The organism is Pseudomonas syringae (genome assembly GCF_021605415.1).
GTDB lineage: Bacteria > Pseudomonadota > Gammaproteobacteria > Pseudomonadales > Pseudomonadaceae > Aquipseudomonas > Aquipseudomonas syringae_S.
The window spans coordinates 29,924-54,427 of sequence record NZ_WKEQ01000020.1; the positions used below are offsets into that span (position 1 = coordinate 29,924).

Here is a 24,504-nt window from a genome sequence, read left to right on the forward strand (position 1 = left end):
TTTGCCTAGGCAGAATCCGCTCCGTCCTAGGGGAGTAGTCTCCCACGAGCGCCACGCTCGTCCGGCATACGTCAACATACTTGATCCTCAGATCATGGCGTATGCGACCCAAGCGACCGCATCAGACGGATCGCGGGGTTTGACAAGACCTATGACACGAACACCTTACCCGGGGCGGGGAGGCTGTACGTGTCATAGCCGTGTCGACCCGCCCCTTAGGAAATCCTGATGCTGGACTCGTTACTCGTTCCCACCGCAATCGTTGCCCTGGCCGAAATCGGCGACAAGACGCAACTGCTCGCGCTCATTCTCGCCGCTCGCTTCCGCAAGCCCTGGCCGATCATCGCCGGCATCGTCGCCGCGACCCTGGCCAACCACGCCGCCGCCGGTGCCGTGGGTGCGTGGGTCGGCGGTTTCTTTCCTGACGCCGTCCTGCACTGGATCCTCGCCGCGAGCTTCACCGCCACTGCGCTGTGGACACTGGTGCCGGATAAAATGGACGACGATGAAGCCAGCACCGCGCGCAAGTTCGGGCCTTTTCTGACCACGTTAATCGCGTTCTTCCTTGCGGAAATCGGTGACAAGACCCAGATCGCGACAGTGATGCTCGCCGCGCAATACCCGGAACTGTGGCTGGTGATTATTGGCACCACGGTGGGCATGCTGATTGCCAACGTGCCGGTGGTGCTGGCGGGGAATTTTGCGGCGGACAAGTTGCCGCTGACCCTGATCCGTCGCCTGGCAGCTTCGGCGTTCATGATCCTGGCGGTCGTCGCGGTGTACAAAGCCATGCAGAGCAGCGGCTGGGTCTAGGGGCAGCATTGAGCTTCAAGCCTGAAGCTGCAAGCAAAGCGGATCTGCTTCAACTTGCAGCTCAAAGCTTGCAGCTTACTGCCTGCTACTGTTGTATAGCGGCATCACTTTGGGTATCGCCGCTTCCAGCGATGCAATCCGGCTCGACGAAGCCGGGTGCGTGCTCATGAATTCCGGTGGCGAACCTTCCGAGGCCTTGGCCATCTTGTTCCATAAGGTGATCGCGGCATTCGGGTTGTAGCCGGCGCGGGCGGCCAGTTCGAGGCCGATCAGATCGGCTTCGTTTTCGTTGGCACGGCTGTTGGGCAAGGTCATACCGTAGTTGGCCACGGTATCGGCCAGCGCCAGACTGTCCTGACCCAGACCGAACAACGCGCCCGCCCCTTGCTTGGCCATTTCCATGCCGTAAGCCTTGGACATCGCTTCACGGCCGTGCTCGCGCAATGCGTGAGCGATTTCATGGCCCATGACCGCAGCGATTTCATCGTCGGTCAGTTTCAGGCTGTCGATCAGTCCGGTGTAGAAAATGATTTTGCCGCCAGGACCGCAATTGGCATTGAGCTCGTCGCTCTTGATCAGATTGACCTCCCACTTCCACTGCGCCGAATCCGGACGGAAGTTCGGTGCCTGGGCAATCAAGCGATCGGCAATGGCCTGGACACGCTTGGCGTCGTTGCTGGTTTTGTCCAGCACACCTTGGGTGTTCGCCTCGCCGACGGTCTTCTGATAGGACTGCGCATACATCTGGTCGACTTCCTGCGACGACAGCATGCTGAACATGTACTGCTTGCGCTCCACCCCCACGGCACCGCCGCTGGTGGTGTTGACCGACTGGCAACCGGCTAGCAACAGCGCTGCGCCCAGCGCACTTACAACCAATGTCTTGTTCATCAAAAAACTCCCTGGAAACCTGTGGCGTATCGTAGGCGGGGAATTGTATTGGCGCCAGATACAAAGCGTTCAGGTTCGTACAACATCAAAAGATCCTCCGAACGCGGCCCGAGTCTGCGGCAGCGCCTGCACAAGCACCACCAAGATCCTCTTAACCCGGGGTCAGACACTCAGGGCCGTTGAGCTTGGGATCATTGACCATATTCGCCAGCACCCGCTCGCGCAGAGCCGCCGGTTCGCTGGCAAGCAATGCCTGCAACACATGCAGCGGCGTCTCCGGATCCAGCCATGCCGCCTGCCCCGCCTCATCGAGAATCAACGGTCGGCGCTGATTCGACGCTGGTTGTGTAATCACCGCCGCGCTCAGCCACACCTGCTCCTGCACGGGATACGCTTCCCAGATTGCCGCGAAGAACAATGACGAGCCCTCCCCCGGCGTCAGCCAGTACGGGCGCTTGCGCTGGGTGCCGCGCCATTCGTAGAAACCATTGGCCGGCAGCAGGCACCGACGCAGACGCAGGGCTTCGCGAAACATTGGTTGTTCGGCGACGGTTTCAGCCCGGGCATGGGCCGGAGTGCGCGACAGATCGGTCAGCCACGGCGGCGTCAACCCCCAACGGGCGCGGGCGAGCGAGCGTTGGCCATCCGGCTCGGCACGCAGCATCAACACCGAATCATTGGGGGAAATGTTCCACTGCGCCAGTTGATCGGCAGGAAAACCTGGCAAGGCCGCGAAATCACGGTTCCAGCGAAACAGGGCATAACGTCCACACATGGGGCAACACGACTCAGGAATAAAACGAACGCCAGCCTAACAGACCAACGTGCCGGGGAAGCTTTCCGGTTCGTCGCCGGGCAACGGCAACGCGGCATTGTACGCAGTGATCAACTCGCGGGCGTAATCGGCCTGATCATTGTCGACCGACAGCCCGAGCACACCGAAAATCGGCAGTTCACCGGTACCGCCGATCAAATCGCGCCCTACCAAGTGCGCCTCGATGCCTTCGCTGGCGAGCATGCCTTTAAGCATCTCGCCTTCCATCAGGTTTTCCGGCTCGTAAATTCGCTGCATGGTTGCTCCTCAGTCGTTCTCGCCACGTACTTCGAGCATCCATTCGTCCCCATCAACCTGCAAAACAAACGTGATCGGCCTACAACAGACCTGACAGTCTTCGATATAGGTCTGATCACCACCCGACAGATCCACCGTGGTCTCGACCGCCTCCCCACAATACGGACAATCATAAAACGCCTGTTCCAGCATCGCGGTCTCCCAAGTGACTTGTGCGTATAATCGCCGGTCTATTTGCAGGGCCATTTGTGTCTGGCTACCTTTTCAGACCGTGCCCCGTTGGTTTTCGATCAAAACCTTTAATTACCCTAGCCGTTTCTAACAAGAGAGCATGATGGGCGAATTCGATGCCATCCGACCTTACGACGACAGCGAAGTACCAGTGGTACTGGCAAGACTGCTCAGCGACAAGGCGTTTCTAGATATCCTCACCCACTTCCGCTTTCCGCGTTCCGCCGGTGCCTTCGGCTGGATGCTCAAACCCCTTATAGCCCATCGGTTGCGCCGTGAATTCGCCGGCGTCACTTCGGTGGCGACGTTACAGGACAAAGTCGAATCCTACGTTGATCACACCATCGAGCGCGCCACCGATGGCGTGACCTACACCGGTGTCGAGCAATTCAAGTCTGGCAGTGCGTACCTGTTCATCGCCAACCACCGCGACATCGTGATGGATCCGGCCTTCGTCAACTACGCCGTGTACCACGCCGGCCTGCCGACGCCACGCATCGCCATCGGCGACAACCTGCTGCAAAAGCCGTTTGTCAGCGACCTGATGCGCCTGAACAAGAGCTTCATCGTGCACCGTTCGATCACCGGGCGTCGCGAAAAAATGGCGGCGTATCAACTGCTATCGGCTTACATCAATCATTCGATTCGCAACGATTGCGCGTCAATCTGGATCGCTCAGGCCGAAGGCCGGGCCAAGGACGGCGACGACCGCACCGAGTCGGCGATCCTCAAGATGTTCCACATGAGCCGCAAGGACGAGCCATTCGGCGAGGTCATCCAGTCGCTGAACGTGACCCCGGTATCGATCAGCTACGAATACGATCCGTGCGATCAAGCCAAGGCTCGCGAGCTGTACATCCGCGCCACCACCGGCACTTACGCCAAGGCGCCGGGCGAGGATGACGTCAGCATCGCCAAAGGCATCACCGGCTATAAAGGCCGGGTACACGTCAACTTCGCCGCACCGATCACGCAGTTGTTCGAAGACACCAAGCAATTGGCCGTCGAAATGGACAAGCAGATTCTCGGCGGCTATCGCCTGTTCCCGGTGCATTACCTGGCGTATGCGCAATGGGCCGATGCCGATCCGCAGTTGCAGGTGCCGACAGCGGCCGAGGTGTTCCCGGCGGATGAGCTGGCCAAGGCGTCGGAGGAGTGGCAGCGTCGACTGGATGCGTGCCCTGCCGAGCATCGTCCATATCTGGTGCTGCAATATGCGACGCCGGTGCGTAACCAGTATCGGGTTCAGGCGGGAATGGCGCTTTAAGCTTTGAGCAGGATCAAAAGATCGCAGCCTGCGGCAGCTCCTTGGGATTTATGTTCACCCTGAAGGAGCTGCCGAAGGCTGCGATCTTTTGCTTTCAGAAGCGGGTGCTGATCCAGGAAACGAGCAGCGCCAGGCCCAGGCAGGCGAATCCGAAACGATAGAAAAACCTGTTCATGCGCAGCGTCGCCCAATCCAGCATCGGCTCTTCGCTCGGGCGGCTTTCGCGCTGGGCGGCGAGGCTGGCCATAGCGCGTTGTTCGCGGCGACGGGTGGCGTGCAGCAGCCAACTGCCGGGAAATGCGAACAGCAGCGCCAGCAGGTTGATCAATTTGGCGGGATGGGAAGTAAACAGCGTCATCAAATGCAGCGACATCTCAAACCTCAAGCTAAACCGGTTATGGCGAACGCCAGACCGACGACCGCGGCCGAATTCTACCGAAACCCTCCCGCCCTGCCGCAGTCTTCGCGATAAAAAACATGACAATCGACCGATGGCTGTCCTGTGTCACGGCCCCGTCATCTGGATCGGTCACCCTGCGCGCCTCGAAAACGACACGGAATCCGTCATGTTGCACGCCGAAAATCAGGATCGCCTGTACCTCATCACCCCCAGCGACGAACAGCAGACACTCGTCGGCAGCCTCGCTTTCAATGTTCAGGATCGCCATTGGCTGGTGTATTGCGCGCTGGGCGGGCATCAACATGCCGATTTGCCGGAGACGGATTTGCTGACGGGCGTGAGCGTCCTCGACTTTTATTCACAGGCCGCCTGAACACCACCCCGTGCAGGAGCCCGAGCCTTCGGCAGCTCCTACAGAGGGAATTTGAGGCAATAAAAAACGGCGCTTGTGATAGCGCCGTTTTTGCATCAAGCCAAAGTCTTACTCAGCCAGAACCTGCCCCACCGTCGGATCCTTGAACAACCGCGTCAACGCATCGCTCAATACATCGCTGACCAGTTTGGTGTTGGTTTCCTGGTTCGGAGCCATGCCGAAACGCTGATCCAGCGACGCACCGTAACGGCCGCTGTAGCGACGGTTGGCGTTCTGCACATCCGAGCGGAAGGTCGCGCCGATGGTGGCTTCGGTCACGTACATGCCTTCTTTCGGCGACTGGTATTTCAGTTCGGCCAGGGTCACGGTCAACTGCGGCGCGTTCGGCGCGCTGTTGGTCGGGGTGAAGCCGAGCAGGCGCACGGCGGCTTCTGCCTGGGCCTGCAGTTTCGGCAGGATCTGCTCTTTCTGCACGGTGATGGCGCTGGTTTCCGGGTACAGGCCGCCACGGGTGCCAAGGGTTGGCGACGGACGACCGTCAACCACGCGAACCACAACAGGCTGGCCACGACCGACCGGTGCCAGCTGAGTGGTCAGCTTTGGTTCCGGGCTCAGTTGTTGCGGGCTGTGGGCGCAGCCGGCCAGGGTCAAACCGGTCACAGTGATCAAACCGAACAACAGGCGTTGCAACATGCTCTTCTCTCCAGAATCAGGCACAAACAGGCCGGCAGTATAGCGGTGGGCCACTGCGGGTAACTAGCTCCGCACAGTGAATACTGAAATGTCTGACAAAACCTTCAGAATCCGGTTCCTGTCACGGATCAGTCACCGCGCTTTCACCTTCGCGTAACGGCTGCCTGCGAACCTTCAGGGGCAATCCACCCAAAAGGAACCGGACATGCGCTATCTCATCTCATTGTTTGCCCCGCGCCCGCTGCACCGCAGCTTTGCCCTGCTCGACCGCAACGGCCACTGCCAGGCCTTCAAGCAGTGCAGCTTGCAACCGATGGGCGACGGCTGGGTCGAAATCGAAGAAATTCGCCTCAACTGGTTGCACCAGCCACTGCCCGCCAGTGCCCGGGTGATTCAGCGCCAGCCTCGTGCACGGGCGCAGGCAATGTTGAGCATCTGACCGGATGCTTAATAAAAGTCATTAAACACGACCAACTCCGCGCGTTTCTTCGATACAATCTCCCCCCGATTATAAGGACGTCTCCTGATCGGGCCCCGCAACACCGTCAATACCGCAGTCATTGACACCCCAATCGCCCACAGAGAGCCGCCCACACAGATCGAGTGAAGCTGGCGTGCTTGCTGTTCGTTGAGCAAATCCCACCTTTTCGCGAATCTGCAGAGCTGTCGTCACGCTCGGCTTTTGCCGGCGGATACAGCCCTTTTTGAGGTTCACGTCTTCAAAAGAGCGTGAAAAAAAACGGGTTTTCACAACTTCACAAGAGTGTGGCGAGCAAATGAATAGTTTTGCGTCTGAACATGCACCATTAGCGTCTGAAACAGCCCAACGACACAGGAACGGGTATACCTCGAAGACTGGTTACTGAAGCCTGTCCGCTACGGATTTGGTTGCACAAACGGATGTCTCGGCCATAAGTCGAATTGCCAGCGCTGAGCTGAAATGAGTTCATGGAGCTCTTGAAGCCAGCCCGTCTGCATCCGTCGAAGTTGCGATGAATTGCGAAGATTCGGACATGGCGAAACGAGTCATGGGTATCCAGGGTCAACTGACCTGCCCTGGAACGCCTGGCAGCCATGCCGACAATTTGGTGCTGCAGATTTTGGAGACGCGTTAAATGGCGCATAACGAAGCAGTCGACGTAGTACTGGTTGGGGCCGGCATCATGAGTGCCACCCTTGCCGTGCTGCTCAAAGAACTCGACCCCGCGATCAAGCTGGAAGTCGTCGAGTTGATGGATTCCGGTGCCGCAGAGAGTTCCAACCCCTGGAACAACGCCGGTACCGGCCACGCCGGCCTGTGCGAGCTCAATTACACGCCGCAGGCTGCCGACGGCAGCGTCGACATCAAGAAAGCCGTGCATATCAACACCCAGTTCGAAGTGTCAAAGCAGTTCTGGTCGTACCTGACCAAAAAAGGCACCTTCGGCTCGTGCAAATCGTTCATCAGCCCGGTGCCGCACCTGAGTTTTGTGCAGGGCGACAACGGTGTCTCGTTCCTCAAGAAGCGCTTTGAGGTGCTGAGCAAGCACCACGCCTTTGCCGACATGGAATACACCGAAGACAAGGCCACCATGGCCGAGTGGATGCCGCTGATGATGCCGGGGCGTCCGGCCGACGAAGTGCTCGCCGCCACTCGCGTGATGAACGGCACCGACGTCAATTTCGGCGCCCTGACCAATCAGTTGCTCAAACACCTGACCAGCGCCCCGGATGCTCAGGTCAAATACTGCAAGCGCGTGACCGGCCTGAAGCGTAACGGCAGCGGTTGGACCGTCAGCATCAAGGACGTCAACAGCGGCAACACCCGTGAAGTCGACGCCAAGTTCGTCTTCCTCGGCGCTGGCGGCGCGGCACTGCCGCTGTTGCAAGCCTCGGGCATCGAAGAAAGCAAAGGCTTCGGCGGGTTCCCCATCAGCGGCCAGTGGCTGCGTTGCGATAACCCGGAAGTGGTCAAGCATCACCAGGCCAAGGTGTACAGCCAGGCTGCTGTGGGTTCGCCGCCGATGTCCGTGCCGCACCTCGACACCCGCGTAGTCGACGGTAAGAAATCCCTGCTGTTCGGACCTTACGCCGGTTTTACCACCAAGTTCCTCAAGCACGGTTCGTTCATGGATCTGCCGATGTCGGTGCGCGCCGGCAACATCGGCCCGATGCTGTCCGTCGCGAAAAACAACATGGATCTGACCAAGTACCTGGTCAGCGAAGTGATGCAATCGATGGAGCAGCGCCTGGATTCCCTGCGCCGCTTCTACCCCGAGGCGAAAGCCGAAGACTGGCGCCTGGAAGTGGCCGGCCAGCGGGTGCAGATCATCAAGAAAGACCCGAAAAAGGGTGGCGTCTTGCAGTTCGGCACGGAACTGGTCGCGGCCAAGGACGGCTCTCTCGCCGCCCTGCTCGGCGCTTCACCAGGTGCCTCGGTGACAGTTTCGATCATGCTCGAACTGATCGAAAAATGCTTCGCCAGCAAAGCCGCCGGCGAGTGGGCTACCAAGCTCAAGGAAATCTTCCCCGCCCGTGAAAAGGTTCTGGAGAACGACGCTGCGCTGTATCGCAAGATCAACACGCAGAACAACGTTGCGCTGGAACTGGTCGAGGCCAGCAGCGAGACCGAAAGCTACGCCTGATTTGGCCGCCGCATAAAAAACGCCCCGTACTCGTCGAGTGCGGGGCGTTTTTTATGCGCCTTCTGCAGGAGCACGGCTTGCCGGCGATGCGATTTCAGAAACGCCTGCGCCGGCAAGCCGTTCTCCTACAACCTCAGCCGCGTGCTTTCCCGATCAGTTCGATATATTCCTGGGCATTACGCTGATCCTTGATCAACGCCACAAAGTCATTGCCGTGCTCGTCCTTGCCGTCGAGATCAAAACCGGCCTCGACAAAGAACGTCAAAAACCGCTCAAAATCGTCGATGCGCAGACCACGGTACGCCTTGATCAGTTTGTGCAGCGACGGCGAGGTGGCATCGACCGGCTCAAAATCGAGGAACAGTTTGATCTGCTCATCGCCGATCTCGTCACCAATCACTTGCTTCTTATCTTTACGCATTGCCGACTCCAGCTCGCAGACATTTCACGGGGCGGGCAGTTTACCCCCGCGCAGGCGCCGGGCTCAACGCGGACGAACAGCGCCGGTGTGCAGATCGGCCCAGATATGGCCGTTGGCGTAGCTGAGGAACTGGCAATACACGGTGTCGTTGCGCAGCAAATCAATGATGACCCGGTACTGGGCGAGCGGGTAATAAAGGGTCAGGGTTTTGCTTTTTTCATCGTACAATGGCTTTTTCAGGCTTTTGCTTTCGCCATCGAAATTGACCAGCACCTGCGTGATCGTCGCGCCTTTGTTCAGGGATTTGCCCTTGAGACGGATCATCAGCGGCGCAGTGACCGGGATCGGCTGCTGATTGGACTGACGCTGGGCGCCGGGGCGGCGGCCAGAGGCAGGCTGATGGTCAGCAACATGGCTGCGCAGCTGCGGATCAAAAGGCTTATGACAGGCTCCGGAAGCAGGGCCGAGCACTTTAGCAGTCTTTAAAAGCAAAGATCGCAGCCTTCGGCAGCGCCTACACGGGATCTGCAGAACTTGCCGAAGGCTGCGGTCTTCTGATTTTCAATCGAACTGCGCGCGCATCCAGGCTTGATACGCGGCTACACCCGGCTCACCTTCACGCGGCGCCCAGTCCGCCAGTTCACCCTCGCCCACCGGACGATACGGTCCGGCCTTGCATTCAAACATCAGGCTGTCCGCTTCCAGTACCACCAGGCCATGAAACACACCGGTCGGCAGATCAACGCCAACACAATCGCCACCGGCCACCAACACCTGCTTGTTCACGATGCTGCCAGCCTCATCGAAGATCAGCACGCCAAGCCGTCCCTTGAGTACCAACAAGGTTTCGGCCTTATTGTCGCCCAAGTGCCGATGAGGCGGGATGTAGGTGCTCGGCTGCAAGCCCACGGCCATCCGATGACACGCATCTTCCATTTGATGGAAGTTGTGATGCTGGCGACCACGTGGATTTGCCGAAGCTTTCCCGGCCAAGTCACTGAACAGGGTTTGATCGAGAAAGGCCGGCGCGGTCATGTCTTACAGTCCTTTAACGGCGAAGATTCCATTGGCGTTGCGCCAGTAGCCTTTATAGTCCATGCCGTAACCGAAGATGTAACGGTCGATGCACGGCAAGCCGACGAAATCGGCTTTCAGGTCGGGACGCGCCTTGCGGTCGTGATCCTTGTCGATCAGCACGGCGGTGTGGACTTTGCGCGCGCCGGCGTGTTTGCAGAAGTCGATGATCGCGCCCAGGGTGTGACCTTCATCGAGAATGTCGTCGATGATCAGCACGTCACGGTCGATGAACGAGACTTCCGGCTTGGCTTTCCAGAACAGGTCGCCGCCGCTGGTTTCGTTGCGATAACGGGTCGCGTGCAGGTAGGACGCTTCCAGCGGGAAATGCAGATGCGTCAGCAGCTTGCCGGAGAAAATCAGCCCGCCGTTCATCACGCAGAACACCACCGGATTGCTGTCGGCCAGTTGGTCGTTGATTTGCGCACCGACGCGGGCAATAGCGGCCTCGACCTCAGCTTCGGTGTACAGGCAGTCAGCCTCTCGCATGACTTGACGGATATGCTCGAGATCAGCGGACATGGCGCTCTCCAGGGATTGGCGGAATTGGAAAAGCGGGCAAAGGTACGCATCCCGCGAGGCCGAATCAAGCATTTGTGGACTAACGTACTCTATGTCCTATAGGACATCACCCTCGGATAGATTAATCTAGGCCGGTTTTTTTGCCCGCCGCCGGAGCCTTTCCCCATGCCCATCCTCGAGATCCGCCATCCGCTGATCCGCCACAAGCTCGGCCTTATGCGCCGCGCAGACATCAGCACGAAGAATTTCCGCGAGCTCGCTCAGGAAGTCGGCGCCCTGTTGACCTATGAAGCCACCAAAGATTTGCCGCTCGAATCCTACGATATTCCAGGCTGGTGCGGCACCGTGTCGGTCGAGAAAATCGCCGGCAAGAAGATCACCGTGGTGCCGATCCTGCGTGCCGGCATCGGCATGCTCGAAGGCGTGCTCAGCCTGATTCCAGGCGCCAAAGTCAGCGCCGTAGGCGTGGCCCGCAATGAAGAAACGTTGCAGGCCCACACCTACCTGGAAAAACTCGTTCCGGAAATCGACGAACGCCTGGCAATGATCATCGACCCGATGCTCGCCACCGGCAGTTCCATGGTCGCGACCATCGACCTGCTGAAAAAGGCTGGCTGCAAAGACATCCGCGCCATGGTGCTGGTCGCCGCGCCGGAAGGCATCGCCGCTGTCGAGAAGGCTCACCCGGACGTGACCATCTACACCGCGTCCATCGACGAACGCTTGAACGAACACGGTTACATCATCCCGGGCCTGGGCGATGCCGGTGACAAGATCTTCGGCACCAAGCAGAAGGACGCGTGACCATGCAGCAAGAGTTCAACGATCCGCTCTGGCGCACGGTACTGTCCGGCGCCCAGATGCTGTTCGTGGCTTTCGGCGCCCTGGTGCTGATGCCGCTGATCACGGGCCTTGACCCGAACGTGGCACTGTTTACCGCAGGTCTGGGCACGATCCTGTTCCAGATCGTCACCGGCCGTCAGGTGCCGGTGTTCCTGGCGTCGAGTTTTGCCTTCATCACCCCGATCATTCTCGCCAAGGGCCAGTTCGGCCTCGCCGCGACCATGGGCGGTGTGATGGCGGCCGGTTTCGTCTACACCTTCCTCGGCCTCGCCGTGAAGATCAAAGGCACCGGGTTCATTGATCGTTTGCTGCCGCCGGTGGTGATCGGTCCGGTGATCATCTCCATCGGCCTGGCTATGGCGCCGATTGCCGCCAACATGGCGATGGGCAAGGCCGGCGACGGCTCGGAACTGATCCACTACCAGACCGCAATGATGATCTCGATGCCGGCTTTGTTGACCACGTTGATCGTGGCGGTGTTCGGCAAAGGCATTTTCCGTCTGGTGCCGATCATTTCCGGCGTGCTGGTCGGCTTTGCCATGGCGTTCTATTTCGGTGTCGTCGACACCGCGAAGATTGCCGCTGCACCGTGGTTTGCCATCCCGCACTTCACCGCGCCGGAATTCAACTGGCAGGCGATTCTGTTCATCGTCCCGGTGGCGTTGGCGCCGGCCATTGAGCACATCGGTGGCGTGATCGCCGTGGGCAGCGTGACCGGTCGTGACTATCTGAAGAAACCGGGCCTGCACCGCACGCTGCTCGGAGACGGCATCGCCACCACGGCAGCCGGTCTGTTCGGCGGCCCGCCCAACACCACTTACGCCGAAGTAACAGGCGCGGTGATGCTGACCAAGAACTACAACCCGAAAATCATGACCTGGGCGGCAATCTTTGCCATCAGCCTGGCGTTTGTCGGCAAGTTCGGCGCACTGCTGCAAAGCATTCCGGTGCCGGTGATGGGCGGGATTCTGTGCCTGCTGTTCGGTTCGATTGCGGCGGTGGGCATGAACACCCTGATCCGTCACAAGATCGATCTGGCCGAGGCACGCAACCTGGTGATCGTTTCGGTGACGCTGGTGTTCGGCATCGGTGGCGTGCTGATCGGCACCGGCACCGGCCCGGACGATTGGGGCCTCAAAGGCATTGCGCTGTGCGCGGTGGTGGCGATTGCTCTGAACCTGATTCTGCCGGGCAATGACGGCTGGAAGAACAAGAAGGCGGATGAGCCGCTGATTTAACCTCCCCCCAAAGATCGTTCCCACGCAGTGGGAACGATCACGACGCAATACCTGTAGGAGCGAGCCTGCTCGCGATGCGTTTATAGGGCCAGCGGCGCTCTTTCGCACAAGGTCGCCAATGCCTTCGCCCATTGCGGGTCATCGTTGAGGCACGGCACCAGCACTAATTCCTCGCCCCCCGCTTCGCGGAACTGCTCTTTGCCGCGATCACCGATTTCCTCCAGCGTCTCGATGCAGTCCGCAACAAACGCCGGGCACATCACCAGAATTTTTTTCACGCCGCTTTTGGCCAGCTCATCAAGGCGCGCTTCGGTGTAGGGCTCGATCCACTTGGCCCGTCCCAATCGCGACTGAAACGACACCGACCATTTGCCGTCCGGCAAGCCCATGCGCTCGGCAAACAACGCCGCCGTGCGCAGGCATTGCGCGCGATAACACGTGGCCAACACCGCAGGTGCCGCGTTCTTGCAGCAATCCTGGTCCTTGAAGCAATGATTGCCGGTCGGATCAAGCTTGGTCAGGTGCCGCTCGGGCAACCCGTGGAAGCTCAGCAGCAGGTGGTCGAAGTCCTGCTGCAAATGCGGTCTGGCGCTGGCGACCAGCGCGTCGAGGTATTCCGGCTGATCGTAGAACGGCTGAAGAATCGACAATTGCACGTCGAGTTTTTTCTCGCGCACGACTCGCTTGGCTTCTTCGATCACCGTGGTCGTGGTGCTGTCGGCGAACTGCGGGTACAGCGGCGCCAGCGTGATGCGTTTGTGCCCCGCCGCGGCCAGTTGCAGCAATTTCGTCTCAATCGACGGCTCGCCATAACGCATCGCCAGTTCTACCGGGCCGTGCGTCCATTGCGACGTCATGGCCTGCTGGAGACGACGACTGAGCACCACCAGCGGTGAGCCCTCTTCCCACCAGATCGACGCATAGGCGTGGGCCGACTGCTCCGGACGCTTGATCAGGATCAGCGATACCAGCAAACGGCGTACCGGCCATGGCAAGTCGATGACGTACGGATCCATCAGAAACTGATTGAGGTAACGGCGCACATCGGCCACCGATGTGGAGGCCGGCGAACCGAGGTTGACCAGAAGCAAAGCGTGATCGGTCATGCAACTTCCTATTTCAGAGGCGGCTGGCAATATCATCCAGGGCTGCGCGCAAATCCGTGAACCGGAACGTGAAACCCGCTTCCAACAAACGTGCCGGCGTGGCCCGTTGACCACCCAGCAACAACAAAGACATCTCGCCCAGCCCGACTTTCAATACAAGGGTCGGCAGCGGCATAAACGCCGGACGGTGCAACACGTGACCCAGCGTCTTGACGAACGCGCGATTGCGCACCGGTGCGGGCGCGCAGGCATTATAAGGACCGTTGGCGTCATCGCGGTGCAGAAGAAAATCAATCAACGCGATTTGATCGTCGATATGAATCCACGGCATCCACTGCCGCCCGCTGCCGATACGCCCGCCCAATCCGAGCTTGAACGGCAGCAACAGGCGCGACAAAAAGCCGCCCTCGGCTGACAGCACCAACCCGGTACGCACCAGCACCACACGAATCCCCTGCCCTTCGGCACGCTGGGCGGTTTCCTCCCAGGCGATGCACAACTGACTGGCGAAATCATCGATCACCGGCGGGGACTCTTCGGTCAGCTCCCGCTCGCCGCCGTCCCCGTACCAACCGACCGCTGAACCGGATATCAGCAGCGCCGGTTTCTGTTGGCGAGTACCCAGCCAGGTCAGCAGGTTTTCAGTCAGGGTGATGCGACTGCTCCACAGTAACGCCTTGCGTCGATGAGTCCACGGACGATCAGCAATCGGGGCACCCGCCAAATTGATGATCGCGTCCAGCGGCTCTTCGCCGAGTTCTTCGAGACGGGCAATCCCGCGCACTTGTTCACCACAGATTTTCGCGACCTTCTCCGGGCGGCGACTCCATACCGTCAGGTGATGGCCCTGCCCCAGCCAGTGTCGGCAGAGCTGACGTCCTATCAGACCAGTACCGCCGGTCAGCAATATGTGCATGACTTCTTCCTCGCGTGGCGTTTTACCCGCATCCCTAGTCTATTTTTAAAAGAAGGGATCTTTGTAGTCGGGCAGGCTCTATGTTTAAACAATAGGCCAAGCTGTCAAAACGAGAATGCAGGAAGTTATACCAAAAAACAAAATTGTACAGGTTTCATCCACGGCGTAGTCTGTACAGAAAGGTAAACGAGGCCCCTATGACTGTACCTATCGCAATCATTGGCACCGGCATCGCCGGACTTTCCGCCGCCCAGGCTCTCACGGAGGCCGGGTACACCGTTCAATTGTTCGATAAAAGTCGCGGCAGCGGCGGACGCATGTCGAGTAAACGCAGCGATGCGGGGGCTCTGGACATGGGCGCGCAATATTTCACCGCCCGCGACCGCCGCTTCGTCACCGAAGTTCAGCGCTGGCAAAGCAACGGCTGGGTCGCCGAGTGGACGCCGCAGTTGTACACGTTCCAGGGCGGGCAGCTGAATCTGTCGCCGGACGAGCAGACCCGCTGGGTCGGCACGCCCCGCATGAGCGCCATTTCCCGCGGCTTGCTCGACGGGCTCGACGTGCAATTCAGCTGCCGCATCACCGAGGTGTATCGCGGTGAACAACACTGGCACCTGCAAGATGCAGAAGGCTTCACCCACGGACCGTTCAGCCATGTAGTAATCGCCACGCCGGCGCCGCAGGCCACCGCCTTACTGGCCGCTGCGCCGAAACTGGCCAGTGCCGTCGCCGGAGTGAAAATGGAGCCGACCTGGGCCGTGGCGCTGGCCTTCGAAACACCATTGGAAACGCCGCTCGAAGGCTGCTTCGTACAGGACAGTCCGCTCGACTGGCTGGCCCGCAATCGCAGCAAACCGGGTCGCGACACCACCCTCGACACCTGGGTTTTGCACGCCTCAAGTGCCTGGAGCCGGCAACACATCGACCTGTCCAAGGAAGCCGTGATCGAGCAATTGCATGGCGCCTTCGCCGAATTGCTGCACTGCGTCATGCCCGCCCCAACGTTCAGCCTCGCCCATCGCTGGCTCTACGCCCGCCCTGCCGGCAACCACGAATGGGGCACGTTGGCCGACGCCGATCTCGGTTTGTATGTGTGTGGCGACTGGTGCCTGTCGGGACGCGTTGAAGGCGCCTGGCTGAGCGGTCAGGAAGCCGCACGCCGCTTGCATGAGCATCTGCAGTGAACCGCATCAACCCAGGCAAACTGCTGCTGTCAAAATGGACAGCAGCCCACCCGCAAAACCGCGAAAAACATTTTCTGGTCACTGAACTGTTCCGAGATGAGGACGGCACGGTGCTGCAGATCGAATTGCAGGCGGTGCTCACCCAGCGCATCGAACGGCTGGATTGGCAACGCCTGAAAGACAACGCGACCTGGCAAATGGGCTGGAAATAAACTCTCCTGTAGGAGCGAGCCTGCTCGCGAAAGCGGACTCTCAGACGCCTTTCAACCATCAGTGAAACCCAATCGCAAGCAGGCTCGCTCCTACGGGTTTATCAGCGGCTCGCAAAAAACCTATACAAACCATTTGACTTGTACAGCCTTGAATCTATGCTAAGCGAATGTTGTACAGAACTAGCTTTCTGTACAGGTTCAGATTCGAGGTTTTTGTCATGTCTGATCGTTCCTCGCTACGCCCGAAAATCGCCATCAGCGCTTGCCTGCTGGGTGCCGAAGTGCGCTACAACGGCGGTCACAAGGAATCGCGCCTGTGCAGCCGCACCCTCAGTGACTATTTCGATTTCACACCTGTTTGCCCGGAAGTCGCGATCGGTCTGGGCACGCCTCGCGAGCCGATCCGTCTGGTGGGCGATGCCGATCACCCCGAAGCCGTCGGCACGGTTAACCGCGAGATCAACGTCACCGGGCCGCTCACCGAATACGGTCAGCAAATGGCGGCAGAACTGAACGACATCTGCGGCTACATCTTCATGCAGCAATCACCGTCCTGCGGCCTGGAGCGGGTGAAGGTCTATCACGCCAACGGCGCACCGGTGAACGGTGGTGGACGCGGAATTTACGCTCAGGCCTTCTGTGCCGAACACCCCGACTTGCCAGTGGAAGAAGCCGGTCGATTGAATGACCCGGTGCTGCGGGAAAACTTCCTCACCCGTGTGTTCGCCTACAGCGAATGGCAACACGTCCTCGAACAAGGCCTGAGCCGCCGCGCCCTGACCGAGTTTCACTCGCGCCACAAATATTTGCTGATGGCCCACAACCCCGAGCAATACAGAGCGCTGGGCAAACTGCTGGGCAACATGGGTGACAGCGATCCGCAGGAACTCGGCCCGCGCTACTTCAGCGAATTGATGGCCGCGTTGAAAAAATGCGCGACCCGTCGTACCCACACCAATGTCTTGCAGCACATCAGCGGATATTTAAAACGTGCGATCAGCGCCGAGGACAAAAAGGAAATGCAGCACGTCATCGGCCAGTACCTGCGCGGCGTCGTGCCGCTGGTGGTGCCCTTGACGCTGCTCAAGCATCACTTTCGCCAACACCCTGATCCTTACATCGCGCAACAGGTTTACCTGCAACCGCACCCGGAAAATCTCAGCCTGCGAAACGCCATTTAATGAACGACAAACTCGACAGCAGCGCCCGGGAAGACCTTGGCGCCGATTTCAAGAAAGCGCTCGACGAAGGCTGGCTGCCCATTCGCGAGGTGGCGCGCCAGACCGGCGTCAACGCCGTCACCCTGCGCGCCTGGGAACGGCGTTACGGCCTGATCGTGCCGCAACGCACCCCCAAGGGCCATCGGCTGTTTTCGGCCGAACACGTCCAGCGCATCCACTCGATCCTGACCTGGCTCAACCGGGGCGTGGCGGTGAGTCAGGTCAAGCAATTGCTCGACACCCCGCAACCGGTGACCAGCGCCGTCGAGAATGACTGGCAGACGCTGCGTCAGACGTTGCTGCAAGCCGTCACCGTACTCAATGAGCGCAACCTTGATGACGCCGTCAATCAGGCGATGGCGTTGTATCCGCCGCGCACACTGTGCGAGCAGTTGCTGATGCCCCTGCTCGCGCAACTGGAGCAACGCTGGCAAGGCCAGTTTGGCGCGCAGATGGAACGCGGCTTCTTTTATTCCTGGCTGCGTAGCAAATTCGGCGCGCGCATCTACCATAACAATCGCCAGTTGCGCAGTGCGCCGTGGGTGCTGATCAACCAGTCGGATCTACCGCTGGAACCGCGCTTGTGGCTGACCGCATGGCTGATCAGTAGCGCCGATTGCCCCGTGGAAGTTTTCGACTGGCCGCTGCCCTCCGGTGAACTCTCCCTGGCGGTCGATCACTTGCAAGCCCGAGGCGTGCTGCTGTACTCCAGCAAAGCCATGAACGTCGTCCAATTGCCGAAACTGTTGAATGGCGTCAATTGCCCAAAAATGATCGTCGGATCGACGGTCTCCATCCATCACGCCGAGTTGTCCGTCAGAACTGCCGAGATCGCTGATTTGTTCCTGGCCGAAGATCCTTTGGCGGCGCATCAAGGCTTGATCGAGCGTGGATTGATTTGATGAACCGTACGGACGCCTCCATGCAACTGATCTGGCTGCGCAGCGACTTGCGACTGCACGACAACACCGCCCTGAGCGCCGCCGCCGAGCGTGGCCCGACCGTGGCGGTGTATCTGCTGACCCCGCTGCAATGGCAGGCGCACGACGATGCGCCGTGCAAGATCGACTTCTGGCTGCGCAACGTGGACGAGCTGAGCAAAAGCCTCGCCGACCTCAACATCCCGTCGCTGATCCGCAGCGCCCCTCATTGGGATGAGGCGCCACAGGTGCTGCGCAAGCTCTGTCAGGAGCTGAAGATCGACGCGGTGCATGTCAACGAAGAATACGGCGTCAACGAAAGCCGTCGCGATGCGGCGGTGGCCGAAGCGTTGCAGGCCGAAGGCATCGGGTTCTTCAGTCATCTGGATCAGTTGCTGTTCAAACCCGGCACTGTGTTGACCAAAACCGGCACGTATTTCAAGGTGTTCAGCCAGTTCCGCAAAGTCTGTTACGAGCGCCTGCACCGTTCCATGCCGAGCGTGGTTCGTGCACCCTCAAAGCAAGCGGCGCTGCATATCGCCAGCGATCCGGTGCCCACCAGCGTGAAAGGCTTTCCAGTGCCCGGCGACGCCCTGCGCGCCCTGTGGCCGGCCGGTGAGAAAGAAGCACGGCGCCGCCTCGACACCTTTACCGATGCGCAAATCGAGTACTACGAAAGCGAACGCGACTTCCCGGCCAAACCCGGCACCAGTCAACTGTCCGCATACCTGGCCGCCGGGGTTATCTCGCCACGCCAATGCCTGCACGCCGCGCTGCAAAGCAATCAGGGCGAATTCGAAAGCGGCCTGGTCGGCGCCGTAACCTGGATCAACGAACTGCTCTGGCGCGAGTTTTATAAACACATTCTGGTCGGTTACCCGAGGGTTTCTCGCAGCCGTGCTTTCCGCCCGGAAACCGAAGCCCTGCAATGGCGTGACGCGCCGGACGATCTCAAAGCCTGGCAAGAGGCCCGCACCGGATTGCCGATCATCGACGCAGCCATGCGCCAACTGGTCGAAACCGGTTGGATGCACAATCGCCTGCGCATGATCGTGGCGATGTTCCTGACCAAAAACCTGCTGATCGACTGGCGCGAAGGCGAGCGCTTTTTCATGCGTCATTTGATCGATGGCGACCTCGCAGCGAACAACGGCGGCTGGCAATGGAGTGCGTCCACCGGCACCGACTCGGCGCCCTACTTCCGCATTTTCAATCCGATCAGCCAGTCACAGAAGTTCGACAGCGAAGGTGTATTTCTCAAACAGTGGCTGCCGCAACTGGCGAGGTTGAACAAGAAACAAGTACACAGCCCGGCGACGGGCGACGACTTGTTCGGCGCGGCGGATTATCCATCGCCGATTGTCAATCTGAGCGCCTCGCGAGAACGGGCACTGGCCGCGTTCAAGAATCTGCCGTCACGCCAATCAACCGGAGACGGCGATGAGTGAATTCCTGCGCCGCTTCGCCCGGCAGTTCGCCGAGCTGGATCACAACAACCTGCACCGCCTGGCCGAGCTGTACAGCGAGGACATTCATTTCACTGATCCGCTGCATGAAGTGCAGGGCCTGGCGCAGTTGCGCGATTACTTCGGCGAGCTCTACGCCAACGTCAGCGAATTGCGTTTCGATTTCCACGGCGTCGACCAGACCGGCGAGGGCGAAGGGTATCTGCGCTGGGTCATGACCTACCGCCATCCACGCCTGGCGGCCGGGCGGCTGATTCACGTCAGCGGGTGCTCGCACTTGCTGTGGCGCGACAAGGTTTATCGCCACCGGGACTACTTCGATGCCGGGGCGCTGCTTTATGAACATTTACCCGTGTTGGGCCGGGTTATCGCCTGGCTGAAAAGGAGAATGGGATGAGTCGTACTGCTCCAAGGCGATATTGGCTGACCGGCGCCAGCAGTGGCATCGGCGCGGCTCTGGCTGAAGAAATTCTCAAAAGCGGCGCGCACCTGGCGGTGAGCTCCCGGCAAACAGCGCCACTCAAAGTGTTGTCCCAACGCTATCCGGGGCAAGTCCTGGTGGTGCCGGGGGATTTGACCAACAGCCAGACCGTGCGTGAAATCGGCGAACAGATCCGCGAAGTCTGGGGCTCGCTGGACACCGTCATTCTCAACGCAGGGACATGCGAATACATCGATGCCCGCCAGTTTGATGCGTCAATCATCGAGCATGTGGTTCGCACTAACCTGCTCGCCAGCAGTTATTGCATCGAAGCCGCGCTGCCGTTGCTGCGGGCCGGTATCGCGCCGCATCTGGTCGGCGTGGCCAGCTCGGTAACGTACGTGCCGCTGCCCCGGGCCGAGGCCTATGGTGCTTCGAAAGCGGGTTTGCGTTATCTGTTCGAATCGTTGCGCATCGACCTGGCAGACGAAGGCATCGAAGTCACCGTGGTCAGCCCCGGATTTGTCGATACACCACTGACCGCCAAGAATGATTTCCCCATGCCTCTGAGCTGGCCGGCGGATAAAGCGGCGCGGCACATTTTCCACAAGCTCAAGGATCGGCCTCTGGAAATCGCTTTTCCAGCGCTGTTCATGGCCGCGCTGTGGCCACTGTCGAAGCTGCCGGCGCGGGTGCAACTGGCCGTTGGCAAGCGCATGGTGCGCCGCCCGCCACCGCTGCGGGATACGCCATGAAAATCGCCATTGTCGGCAGCGGAATTTCAGGGCTGACCTGCACCTATCTGCTCAACCGTCGACACGACGTCACAGTGTTCGAGGCCAGCGACTGGGTCGGCGGCCACACGCACACAGTGAATGTCACCGTGGACGGTCGCGACTACGCCGTGGACACCGGATTCATCGTGTTCAATGACTGGACGTATCCAAACTTCATCCGCCTGCTCGGCCAGCTCGGCGTCGCGTTCAAGCCCACCGAAATGAGCTTCTCGGTGACCGATCCGCAAACCGGCCTGGAATACAACGGCAACAACCTCAACAGCCTGTTCGCCCAACGCAGCAATCTGTTCTCGCCGGGATTCTGGGGCATGTTGAAGGACATTCTGCGCTTCAACAAAAACGCCCTGCGCGATCTCGCCGAGCAGCGCATCGCCGCCGACACGACTCTGGACGATTACCTGAAGGCCGGCGGTTATGGCGAGCGCTTCATCCTGCATTACATCGTGCCGATGGGCGCCGCGATCTGGTCGATGCCAATGGCCGAGATGTTGAAATTCCCGCTTGAGTTCTTCGTGCGTTTTTTCAAGAACCACGGTTTGTTGTCGGTCAGCAATCGCCCGCAATGGCGTGTGATCGAGGGCGGATCGAGCGCTTATGTCGCGCCACTGAGCGCCTCTTTCAAGGACAAGATCCGCCTTAATTGCGCGGTGAGCCGGGTTGATCGTGACGACCATGGCATCGTTATCCACAGCCCCGCCGGCATCGAGCGCTTCGACAAAGTGGTTTTCGCCTGCCACAGCGATCAGGCCTTGAAACTGCTGGCCGCACCGAGCCGCGCAGAACAGGCGATTCTCGGCGCCCTGCCCTATGCCGACAACGAAGTGGTGCTGCACACCGACACCGCGTTGCTGCCTTCACGCAAAGCGGCGTGGGCGAGCTGGAATTTCCGCCTCAACGGCGCCGGACACACTCACGCCGCCGTCACCTACGACATGAACATCCTGCAAGGCATTCGCAGCGACACTACGTTCTGCGTCAGTCTCAATCAGAGCGCCGGCATCAGCCCGTCCAAGGTGCTCGCCAAATACACTTACGCCCATCCGCAATTCAGCCTTGAGGCCGTGGCCGCGCAAAAGTGCTGGGCGCAAATCGATGGTGAGCAGAACACCCATTTTTGCGGCGCTTACTGGGCCAACGGTTTCCATGAAGACGGCGTGGTCAGCGCGCTGCGTGTGGGCGCCGCGTTTGGAGAAAGCCTGTGAACAGCGCGCTCTACACCGGCTGGATTGCCCATCGGCGATTTGTCCCGAAACGTCATGAATTCCGCTACCGGATCGGGCTTCTGTACCTCGATCTGGCGGAACAGGATGCGGTGCTGGGGCTGTCCTCACTGGCGGGGAGCAGTCGCTTCGCGCCATTTTCGTTTCGCGAAACCGATTACCTCAAAGACTTCACCAGTCGCGGAATTCGGTTGATCGACGCGGTGCGCCAGCAAGTCGGCGAGGCGCTGGGCCACGAGCCCGCCGGCTCGATCTGCCTGCTGACCCAGGCACGCAGCTGGGGGCTGGCGTTTAACCCGGTCAGTTTCTTTTATTGCCATGAAGCCGACGGTCAACTGGCCGCGATTCTGTGCGAAGTCACCAATACGCCGTGGCGCGAACGTTATCACTATGTGCTGCCTGCGACACGGCCAGTGGATCTGCACGATTTCCATCAGCATTTTGCCGTAGCCAAGGCGTTTCATGTGTCGCCGTTCCTGCCTCGGGATCTGCAATACCGCATGAGTTTCAGCCCCGCCGCCCGCACGCTCGGCGTGCACATGGCGGACTGGCAGGGTGAAGAAAAACTGTTCGACGCCACCCTCAATCTGCATCGCGAGGATCTCGACCGCGCCAGCCTGCATCGGTATCTGCGGCGCTTCCCGTGGATGACCGCAAAAACCGCTCTGGCGATTTATTGGCAAGCCCTGCGCCTGTTTTTCAAACGCATTCCCCTCGTTGCCCATCAGCCCGCCGATGGTCGCTTTCAAACCGCCACCGTGCCACCCAAGGAGCGCCGCCATGAAATCCACTAGCGTTACCGCCAAAGCCAATACGATCGGCACCAACGGTCTCGGCGGATCGCTGCTGCGCCGTGGCGTGTTACGGCAGTTGGCGCACCTCAAACAGGGGCAACTGTTGGTGATCGAGAATGGCGAACGGCACTTGTTCGGCGCCGCCGGCAGTCCGCTGGTCGGCGAGATTCACGTCCTCGATTCAGCGACCTGGGGCATGGTCGCCAGCAGTGGGTCGATCGGTGCGGGTGAAGCCTTCATTCACGGCTATTGGAGTTCGCCGGATCTGACGGCTGTGGTTCGCGTATTCGTCAGCAACCTCGACGTGCTCGATGCGATGGAGGGCGGCCTGGCAAAACTCGGCCGGCCGTTCGTGCAAGGCCTGCACTGGCTCAACCGCAACACGCGCAAAGGCTCGCAGAAAAACATTGCGGCCCATTACGACCTCGGCAACGAGCTGTTCGAACAGTTTCTCGACCCGACCATGATGTATTCGGCGGCGCAGTTCCTCAGTCCCGACGACAGCCTGGAACAGGCACAGTTGAACAAACTGGAGCGGATCTGCCAGAAACTCGCACTAAAACCCGAGGATCACTTGCTGGAAATCGGCACCGGCTGGGGCAGCATGGCGCTGTATGCCGCGCAGCATTACGGCTGTCGCGTGACCACCACAACGCTGTCGAAAGAGCAGTACGCGTTCACCGCAAAGCGCATCGAACAGCTCGGTTTGCAGGATCAAGTCACGCTGCTGCTCAAGGACTACCGCGACCTCACCGGCCAGTACGACAAACTGGTGTCGATCGAAATGATCGAAGCGGTCGGCCATCGTTTTCTGCCCACTTATTTCAAGCAGTGCGCGCACCTGCTCAAGAGCAACGGGCTGATGCTGTTGCAGGCGATCACCATCCGCGATCAGCGCTATGAACAGGCGCGACGCAGCGTCGATTTCATCCAGCGCTACATCTTCCCCGGCGGCGCCCTGCCCAGCGTGCAGAAAATTCTCGAAGTGGTCAGCCGCGACACCGATATGAACCTGCTGCACATGGAAGACTTCGGCCTGCATTACGCGCGAACCTTGCGCCTGTGGCATGAGAATTTTCGCCAGGCTCATGGCCGTTTGAGCGAGCTGGGCTACGACGTTTATTTCCTGCGACTGTGGGAGTTTTACCTGTGCTACTGCGAGGGGGGCTTCCTCGAACGCACCATCGGCACTGCGCAGTTGGTGCTGGCCAAACCGTCAGCCATGCCTGCACCGTTGCTGGGACGCTTCGATGCTTAAACGCCTGGCCAATGCGCTGATGTTCCAGCTTGGCTGGCTGGCCTGCGTATTGGGTGGCAACAGCCCATGGTTGCTGGTAGCGCTGGGCATTCTGGTGATTCATTTTTGCTGGATCAGCAGTTGGGCGATGGAAGGTCGGCTGATGCTCAGCGTGGTCATCCTCGGCACGGCGGTGGACAGCCTGCTGCGCGCGGCGGGTGTGTTTGAATTCCAGGACTCGTCGCCACTCATTCCCCTGTGGCTGATGTTGCTATGGGCATTGCTCGCCACGACATTGCGCCATTGTTTGCAATGGTCGGCGCGGCCGTGGTGGCTGGCGGCACTGCTCGGCGCCGTGGGTGGCGGGCTGTCGTATTACGCGGGCGGACGACTGGCCGGGGTGCAATTTCCCTACGGCGAAGTACCGACGCTGATCGGCATCGGCCTATTGTGGATGGCGCTGTTTCCGTTGCTGCATTACATGTCCAGCCGGCTGAGCGGTGTGGCTGCCGAATAGGCGTCCGTCAGGCCTTTCACACAGTTGCCGGC

29 protein-coding genes, 1 pseudogene and 1 riboswitch are annotated in these 24,504 nt (G+C 59.8%); of the genes and pseudogenes, 18 read left to right on the forward strand and 12 right to left on the reverse strand.

What is annotated here, in order from left to right; all coding sequences use genetic code 11:
• The first annotated feature begins 16 nt into the window (after positions 1-16).
• Positions 17-141, forward strand: a riboswitch (yybP-ykoY riboswitch).
• Between the two features lie 87 nt (positions 142-228).
• On the forward strand, positions 229-813 hold the full coding sequence (locus GIW69_RS15390) for a TMEM165/GDT1 family protein (protein WP_236483538.1): 585 nt from the start codon (positions 229-231) through the stop codon (positions 811-813).
• Positions 814-888: 75 nt separating this feature from the next.
• On the opposite strand, the gene GIW69_RS15395 is transcribed toward GIW69_RS15390, so the two are convergent.
• From GIW69_RS15395 to GIW69_RS15410, 4 genes are all read right to left on the reverse strand, one after another.
• Positions 889-1,704 (reverse strand): M48 family metallopeptidase, encoded by an 816-nt coding sequence (locus GIW69_RS15395; protein ID WP_236483539.1) that lies wholly within the window; start codon positions 1,702-1,704, stop codon positions 889-891.
• Between the two features lie 151 nt (positions 1,705-1,855).
• Positions 1,856-2,479: an SOS response-associated peptidase gene (locus GIW69_RS15400; RefSeq protein WP_236483540.1), complete on the reverse strand. Its 624-nt coding sequence runs from the start codon at positions 2,477-2,479 to the stop codon at positions 1,856-1,858.
• A 36-nt stretch (positions 2,480-2,515) separates the two neighbouring features.
• Positions 2,516-2,776 (reverse strand): putative signal transducing protein, encoded by a 261-nt coding sequence (locus GIW69_RS15405; protein WP_236483542.1) that lies wholly within the window; start codon positions 2,774-2,776, stop codon positions 2,516-2,518.
• 9 nt (positions 2,777-2,785) lie between these two features.
• Positions 2,786-2,968, reverse strand: coding sequence for a CPXCG motif-containing cysteine-rich protein (locus GIW69_RS15410; protein WP_236483606.1), 183 nt, complete (start codon positions 2,966-2,968; stop codon positions 2,786-2,788).
• Positions 2,969-3,107: 139 nt separating this feature from the next.
• On the opposite strand from GIW69_RS15410, the gene GIW69_RS15415 reads away from it, so the two are divergent.
• Complete coding sequence (locus tag GIW69_RS15415; protein ID WP_236483544.1) at positions 3,108-4,274, forward strand: 1-acyl-sn-glycerol-3-phosphate acyltransferase; 1,167 nt, start codon at positions 3,108-3,110, stop codon at positions 4,272-4,274.
• 94 nt (positions 4,275-4,368) lie between these two features.
• Here the strand turns inward: GIW69_RS15415 and GIW69_RS15420 are convergent, their stop codons facing one another.
• Positions 4,369-4,647: a hypothetical protein gene (locus tag GIW69_RS15420; RefSeq protein WP_236483545.1), complete on the reverse strand. Its 279-nt coding sequence runs from the start codon at positions 4,645-4,647 to the stop codon at positions 4,369-4,371.
• 193 nt (positions 4,648-4,840) lie between these two features.
• Here GIW69_RS15420 and GIW69_RS15425 point away from each other — a divergent pair, with 193 nt between their 5' ends.
• On the forward strand, positions 4,841-5,047 hold the full coding sequence (locus GIW69_RS15425; RefSeq protein WP_236483546.1) for a hypothetical protein: 207 nt from the start codon (positions 4,841-4,843) through the stop codon (positions 5,045-5,047).
• A 108-nt stretch (positions 5,048-5,155) separates the two neighbouring features.
• Here the strand turns inward: GIW69_RS15425 and GIW69_RS15430 are convergent, their stop codons facing one another.
• Positions 5,156-5,740, reverse strand: a complete 585-nt coding sequence (locus tag GIW69_RS15430; protein WP_236483547.1) for a YajG family lipoprotein — start codon at positions 5,738-5,740, stop codon at positions 5,156-5,158.
• Between the two features lie 205 nt (positions 5,741-5,945).
• On the opposite strand from GIW69_RS15430, the gene GIW69_RS15435 reads away from it, so the two are divergent.
• Both GIW69_RS15435 and mqo read left to right on the forward strand, forming a co-directional pair.
• The gene (locus GIW69_RS15435; RefSeq protein ID WP_236483548.1) at positions 5,946-6,179 is read left to right on the forward strand and encodes a hypothetical protein; all 234 of its coding nucleotides are present in this window, start codon (positions 5,946-5,948) and stop codon (positions 6,177-6,179) included.
• Between the two features lie 676 nt (positions 6,180-6,855).
• Entirely contained in the window at positions 6,856-8,364 is a 1,509-nt protein-coding gene (gene mqo, locus GIW69_RS15440; protein ID WP_236483549.1) for a malate dehydrogenase (quinone), read from the forward strand.
• 133 nt (positions 8,365-8,497) lie between these two features.
• Here mqo and GIW69_RS15445 read toward each other — a convergent pair whose 3' ends face one another.
• The 4 genes and pseudogenes from GIW69_RS15445 to GIW69_RS15460 form a co-directional block, all read right to left on the reverse strand.
• Positions 8,498-8,785: a PA4642 family protein gene (locus GIW69_RS15445; protein WP_236483550.1), complete on the reverse strand. Its 288-nt coding sequence runs from the start codon at positions 8,783-8,785 to the stop codon at positions 8,498-8,500.
• Between the two features lie 63 nt (positions 8,786-8,848).
• Positions 8,849-9,228: pseudogene (locus tag GIW69_RS15450) on the reverse strand (hypothetical protein).
• Positions 9,229-9,346: 118 nt separating this feature from the next.
• Positions 9,347-9,820: a WbuC family cupin fold metalloprotein gene (locus GIW69_RS15455; protein ID WP_236483551.1), complete on the reverse strand. Its 474-nt coding sequence runs from the start codon at positions 9,818-9,820 to the stop codon at positions 9,347-9,349.
• 3 nt (positions 9,821-9,823) lie between these two features.
• The gene (locus tag GIW69_RS15460) at positions 9,824-10,381 is read right to left on the reverse strand and encodes a hypoxanthine-guanine phosphoribosyltransferase (protein ID WP_236483552.1); all 558 of its coding nucleotides are present in this window, start codon (positions 10,379-10,381) and stop codon (positions 9,824-9,826) included.
• Positions 10,382-10,546: 165 nt separating this feature from the next.
• Between GIW69_RS15460 and upp the strand changes: the two genes are divergently transcribed.
• Together upp and GIW69_RS15470 are read left to right on the forward strand one after the other, a co-directional pair.
• Positions 10,547-11,185, forward strand: coding sequence for a uracil phosphoribosyltransferase (gene upp / locus GIW69_RS15465; RefSeq protein ID WP_122599134.1), 639 nt, complete (start codon positions 10,547-10,549; stop codon positions 11,183-11,185).
• A 2-nt stretch (positions 11,186-11,187) separates the two neighbouring features.
• Entirely contained in the window at positions 11,188-12,462 is a 1,275-nt protein-coding gene (locus GIW69_RS15470) for a uracil-xanthine permease family protein (RefSeq protein WP_236483553.1), read from the forward strand.
• 80 nt (positions 12,463-12,542) lie between these two features.
• On the opposite strand, the gene hemH is transcribed toward GIW69_RS15470, so the two are convergent.
• Positions 12,543-13,568 carry a ferrochelatase gene (gene hemH, locus GIW69_RS15475; protein ID WP_236483554.1) on the reverse strand — a complete coding sequence of 342 codons (1,026 nt, stop codon included), beginning with the start codon at positions 13,566-13,568 and terminating at the stop codon, positions 12,543-12,545.
• Positions 13,569-13,581: 13 nt separating this feature from the next.
• Positions 13,582-14,484: a TIGR01777 family oxidoreductase gene (locus tag GIW69_RS15480; protein ID WP_236483555.1), complete on the reverse strand. Its 903-nt coding sequence runs from the start codon at positions 14,482-14,484 to the stop codon at positions 13,582-13,584.
• Between the two features lie 197 nt (positions 14,485-14,681).
• On the opposite strand from GIW69_RS15480, the gene GIW69_RS15485 reads away from it, so the two are divergent.
• From GIW69_RS15485 to GIW69_RS15535, 11 genes are all read left to right on the forward strand, one after another.
• A complete protein-coding gene (locus GIW69_RS15485) occupies positions 14,682-15,668 on the forward strand; it encodes an NAD(P)/FAD-dependent oxidoreductase (RefSeq protein ID WP_236483557.1) in 987 nt (328 codons plus the stop codon).
• Positions 15,665-15,880 carry a TIGR02450 family Trp-rich protein gene (locus GIW69_RS15490; RefSeq protein WP_236483558.1) on the forward strand — a complete coding sequence of 72 codons (216 nt, stop codon included), beginning with the start codon at positions 15,665-15,667 and terminating at the stop codon, positions 15,878-15,880. The genes GIW69_RS15485 and GIW69_RS15490 overlap by 4 nt, the downstream gene beginning before the upstream one ends.
• 218 nt (positions 15,881-16,098) lie before the next feature.
• Positions 16,099-17,061, forward strand: a complete 963-nt coding sequence (locus GIW69_RS15495; protein WP_236483560.1) for a DUF523 and DUF1722 domain-containing protein — start codon at positions 16,099-16,101, stop codon at positions 17,059-17,061.
• Positions 17,061-18,002, forward strand: coding sequence for a MerR family transcriptional regulator (locus GIW69_RS15500; RefSeq protein ID WP_236483561.1), 942 nt, complete (start codon positions 17,061-17,063; stop codon positions 18,000-18,002). The genes GIW69_RS15495 and GIW69_RS15500 overlap by 1 nt, the downstream gene beginning before the upstream one ends.
• Positions 18,003-18,022: 20 nt before the next feature.
• On the forward strand, positions 18,023-19,468 hold the full coding sequence (gene phrB, locus GIW69_RS15505; protein ID WP_236483608.1) for a deoxyribodipyrimidine photo-lyase: 1,446 nt from the start codon (positions 18,023-18,025) through the stop codon (positions 19,466-19,468).
• A complete protein-coding gene (locus tag GIW69_RS15510) occupies positions 19,461-19,883 on the forward strand; it encodes a nuclear transport factor 2 family protein (RefSeq protein ID WP_236483562.1) in 423 nt (140 codons plus the stop codon). Before phrB ends, GIW69_RS15510 begins: the two co-directional genes overlap by 8 nt.
• A complete protein-coding gene (locus GIW69_RS15515; RefSeq protein WP_236483563.1) occupies positions 19,880-20,662 on the forward strand; it encodes an SDR family NAD(P)-dependent oxidoreductase in 783 nt (260 codons plus the stop codon). The genes GIW69_RS15510 and GIW69_RS15515 overlap by 4 nt, the downstream gene beginning before the upstream one ends.
• On the forward strand, positions 20,659-21,906 hold the full coding sequence (locus tag GIW69_RS15520; RefSeq protein WP_236483564.1) for an FAD-dependent oxidoreductase: 1,248 nt from the start codon (positions 20,659-20,661) through the stop codon (positions 21,904-21,906). Before GIW69_RS15515 ends, GIW69_RS15520 begins: the two co-directional genes overlap by 4 nt.
• The gene (locus tag GIW69_RS15525) at positions 21,903-22,718 is read left to right on the forward strand and encodes a DUF1365 domain-containing protein (RefSeq protein WP_236483565.1); all 816 of its coding nucleotides are present in this window, start codon (positions 21,903-21,905) and stop codon (positions 22,716-22,718) included. Before GIW69_RS15520 ends, GIW69_RS15525 begins: the two co-directional genes overlap by 4 nt.
• Positions 22,705-23,976, forward strand: coding sequence for an SAM-dependent methyltransferase (locus GIW69_RS15530; RefSeq protein WP_236483566.1), 1,272 nt, complete (start codon positions 22,705-22,707; stop codon positions 23,974-23,976). The genes GIW69_RS15525 and GIW69_RS15530 overlap by 14 nt, the downstream gene beginning before the upstream one ends.
• A complete protein-coding gene (locus GIW69_RS15535; protein WP_236483567.1) occupies positions 23,969-24,472 on the forward strand; it encodes a DUF2878 domain-containing protein in 504 nt (167 codons plus the stop codon). Before GIW69_RS15530 ends, GIW69_RS15535 begins: the two co-directional genes overlap by 8 nt.
• Positions 24,473-24,504 lie beyond the last annotated feature (32 nt).

Bases quoted from the DNA above. Each gene is read 5' to 3' on its own strand.
- GIW69_RS15495 (WP_236483560.1), top strand. From the start codon at position 16,099: ATGTCTGATCGTTCCTCGCTACGCCCGAAAATCGCCATCAGCGCTTGC.
- GIW69_RS15455 (WP_236483551.1), bottom strand. From the start codon at position 9,820: ATGACCGCGCCGGCCTTTCTCGATCAAACCCTGTTCAGTGACTTGGCC.
- GIW69_RS15405 (WP_236483542.1), bottom strand. From the start codon at position 2,776: ATGCAGCGAATTTACGAGCCGGAAAACCTGATGGAAGGCGAGATGCTT.
- GIW69_RS15415 (WP_236483544.1), top strand. From the start codon at position 3,108: ATGATGGGCGAATTCGATGCCATCCGACCTTACGACGACAGCGAAGTA.
- GIW69_RS15510 (WP_236483562.1), top strand. From the start codon at position 19,461: ATGAGTGAATTCCTGCGCCGCTTCGCCCGGCAGTTCGCCGAGCTGGAT.
- GIW69_RS15435 (WP_236483548.1), top strand. From the start codon at position 5,946: ATGCGCTATCTCATCTCATTGTTTGCCCCGCGCCCGCTGCACCGCAGC.
- GIW69_RS15485 (WP_236483557.1), top strand. From the start codon at position 14,682: ATGACTGTACCTATCGCAATCATTGGCACCGGCATCGCCGGACTTTCC.
- GIW69_RS15400 (WP_236483540.1), bottom strand. From the start codon at position 2,479: ATGTGTGGACGTTATGCCCTGTTTCGCTGGAACCGTGATTTCGCGGCC.
- GIW69_RS15515 (WP_236483563.1), top strand. From the start codon at position 19,880: ATGAGTCGTACTGCTCCAAGGCGATATTGGCTGACCGGCGCCAGCAGT.
- mqo (WP_236483549.1), top strand. From the start codon at position 6,856: ATGGCGCATAACGAAGCAGTCGACGTAGTACTGGTTGGGGCCGGCATC.
- upp (WP_122599134.1), top strand. From the start codon at position 10,547: ATGCCCATCCTCGAGATCCGCCATCCGCTGATCCGCCACAAGCTCGGC.
- GIW69_RS15500 (WP_236483561.1), top strand. From the start codon at position 17,061: ATGAACGACAAACTCGACAGCAGCGCCCGGGAAGACCTTGGCGCCGAT.
- GIW69_RS15395 (WP_236483539.1), bottom strand. From the start codon at position 1,704: ATGAACAAGACATTGGTTGTAAGTGCGCTGGGCGCAGCGCTGTTGCTA.
- GIW69_RS15425 (WP_236483546.1), top strand. From the start codon at position 4,841: ATGTTGCACGCCGAAAATCAGGATCGCCTGTACCTCATCACCCCCAGC.
- GIW69_RS15480 (WP_236483555.1), bottom strand. From the start codon at position 14,484: ATGCACATATTGCTGACCGGCGGTACTGGTCTGATAGGACGTCAGCTC.
- GIW69_RS15390 (WP_236483538.1), top strand. From the start codon at position 229: ATGCTGGACTCGTTACTCGTTCCCACCGCAATCGTTGCCCTGGCCGAA.
- GIW69_RS15420 (WP_236483545.1), bottom strand. From the start codon at position 4,647: ATGTCGCTGCATTTGATGACGCTGTTTACTTCCCATCCCGCCAAATTG.
- GIW69_RS15445 (WP_236483550.1), bottom strand. From the start codon at position 8,785: ATGCGTAAAGATAAGAAGCAAGTGATTGGTGACGAGATCGGCGATGAG.
- GIW69_RS15410 (WP_236483606.1), bottom strand. From the start codon at position 2,968: ATGCTGGAACAGGCGTTTTATGATTGTCCGTATTGTGGGGAGGCGGTC.
- GIW69_RS15430 (WP_236483547.1), bottom strand. From the start codon at position 5,740: ATGTTGCAACGCCTGTTGTTCGGTTTGATCACTGTGACCGGTTTGACC.
- hemH (WP_236483554.1), bottom strand. From the start codon at position 13,568: ATGACCGATCACGCTTTGCTTCTGGTCAACCTCGGTTCGCCGGCCTCC.
- GIW69_RS15530 (WP_236483566.1), top strand. From the start codon at position 22,705: ATGAAATCCACTAGCGTTACCGCCAAAGCCAATACGATCGGCACCAAC.
- GIW69_RS15535 (WP_236483567.1), top strand. From the start codon at position 23,969: ATGCTTAAACGCCTGGCCAATGCGCTGATGTTCCAGCTTGGCTGGCTG.
- phrB (WP_236483608.1), top strand. From the start codon at position 18,023: ATGCAACTGATCTGGCTGCGCAGCGACTTGCGACTGCACGACAACACC.
- GIW69_RS15460 (WP_236483552.1), bottom strand. From the start codon at position 10,381: ATGTCCGCTGATCTCGAGCATATCCGTCAAGTCATGCGAGAGGCTGAC.
- GIW69_RS15520 (WP_236483564.1), top strand. From the start codon at position 20,659: ATGAAAATCGCCATTGTCGGCAGCGGAATTTCAGGGCTGACCTGCACC.
- GIW69_RS15470 (WP_236483553.1), top strand. From the start codon at position 11,188: ATGCAGCAAGAGTTCAACGATCCGCTCTGGCGCACGGTACTGTCCGGC.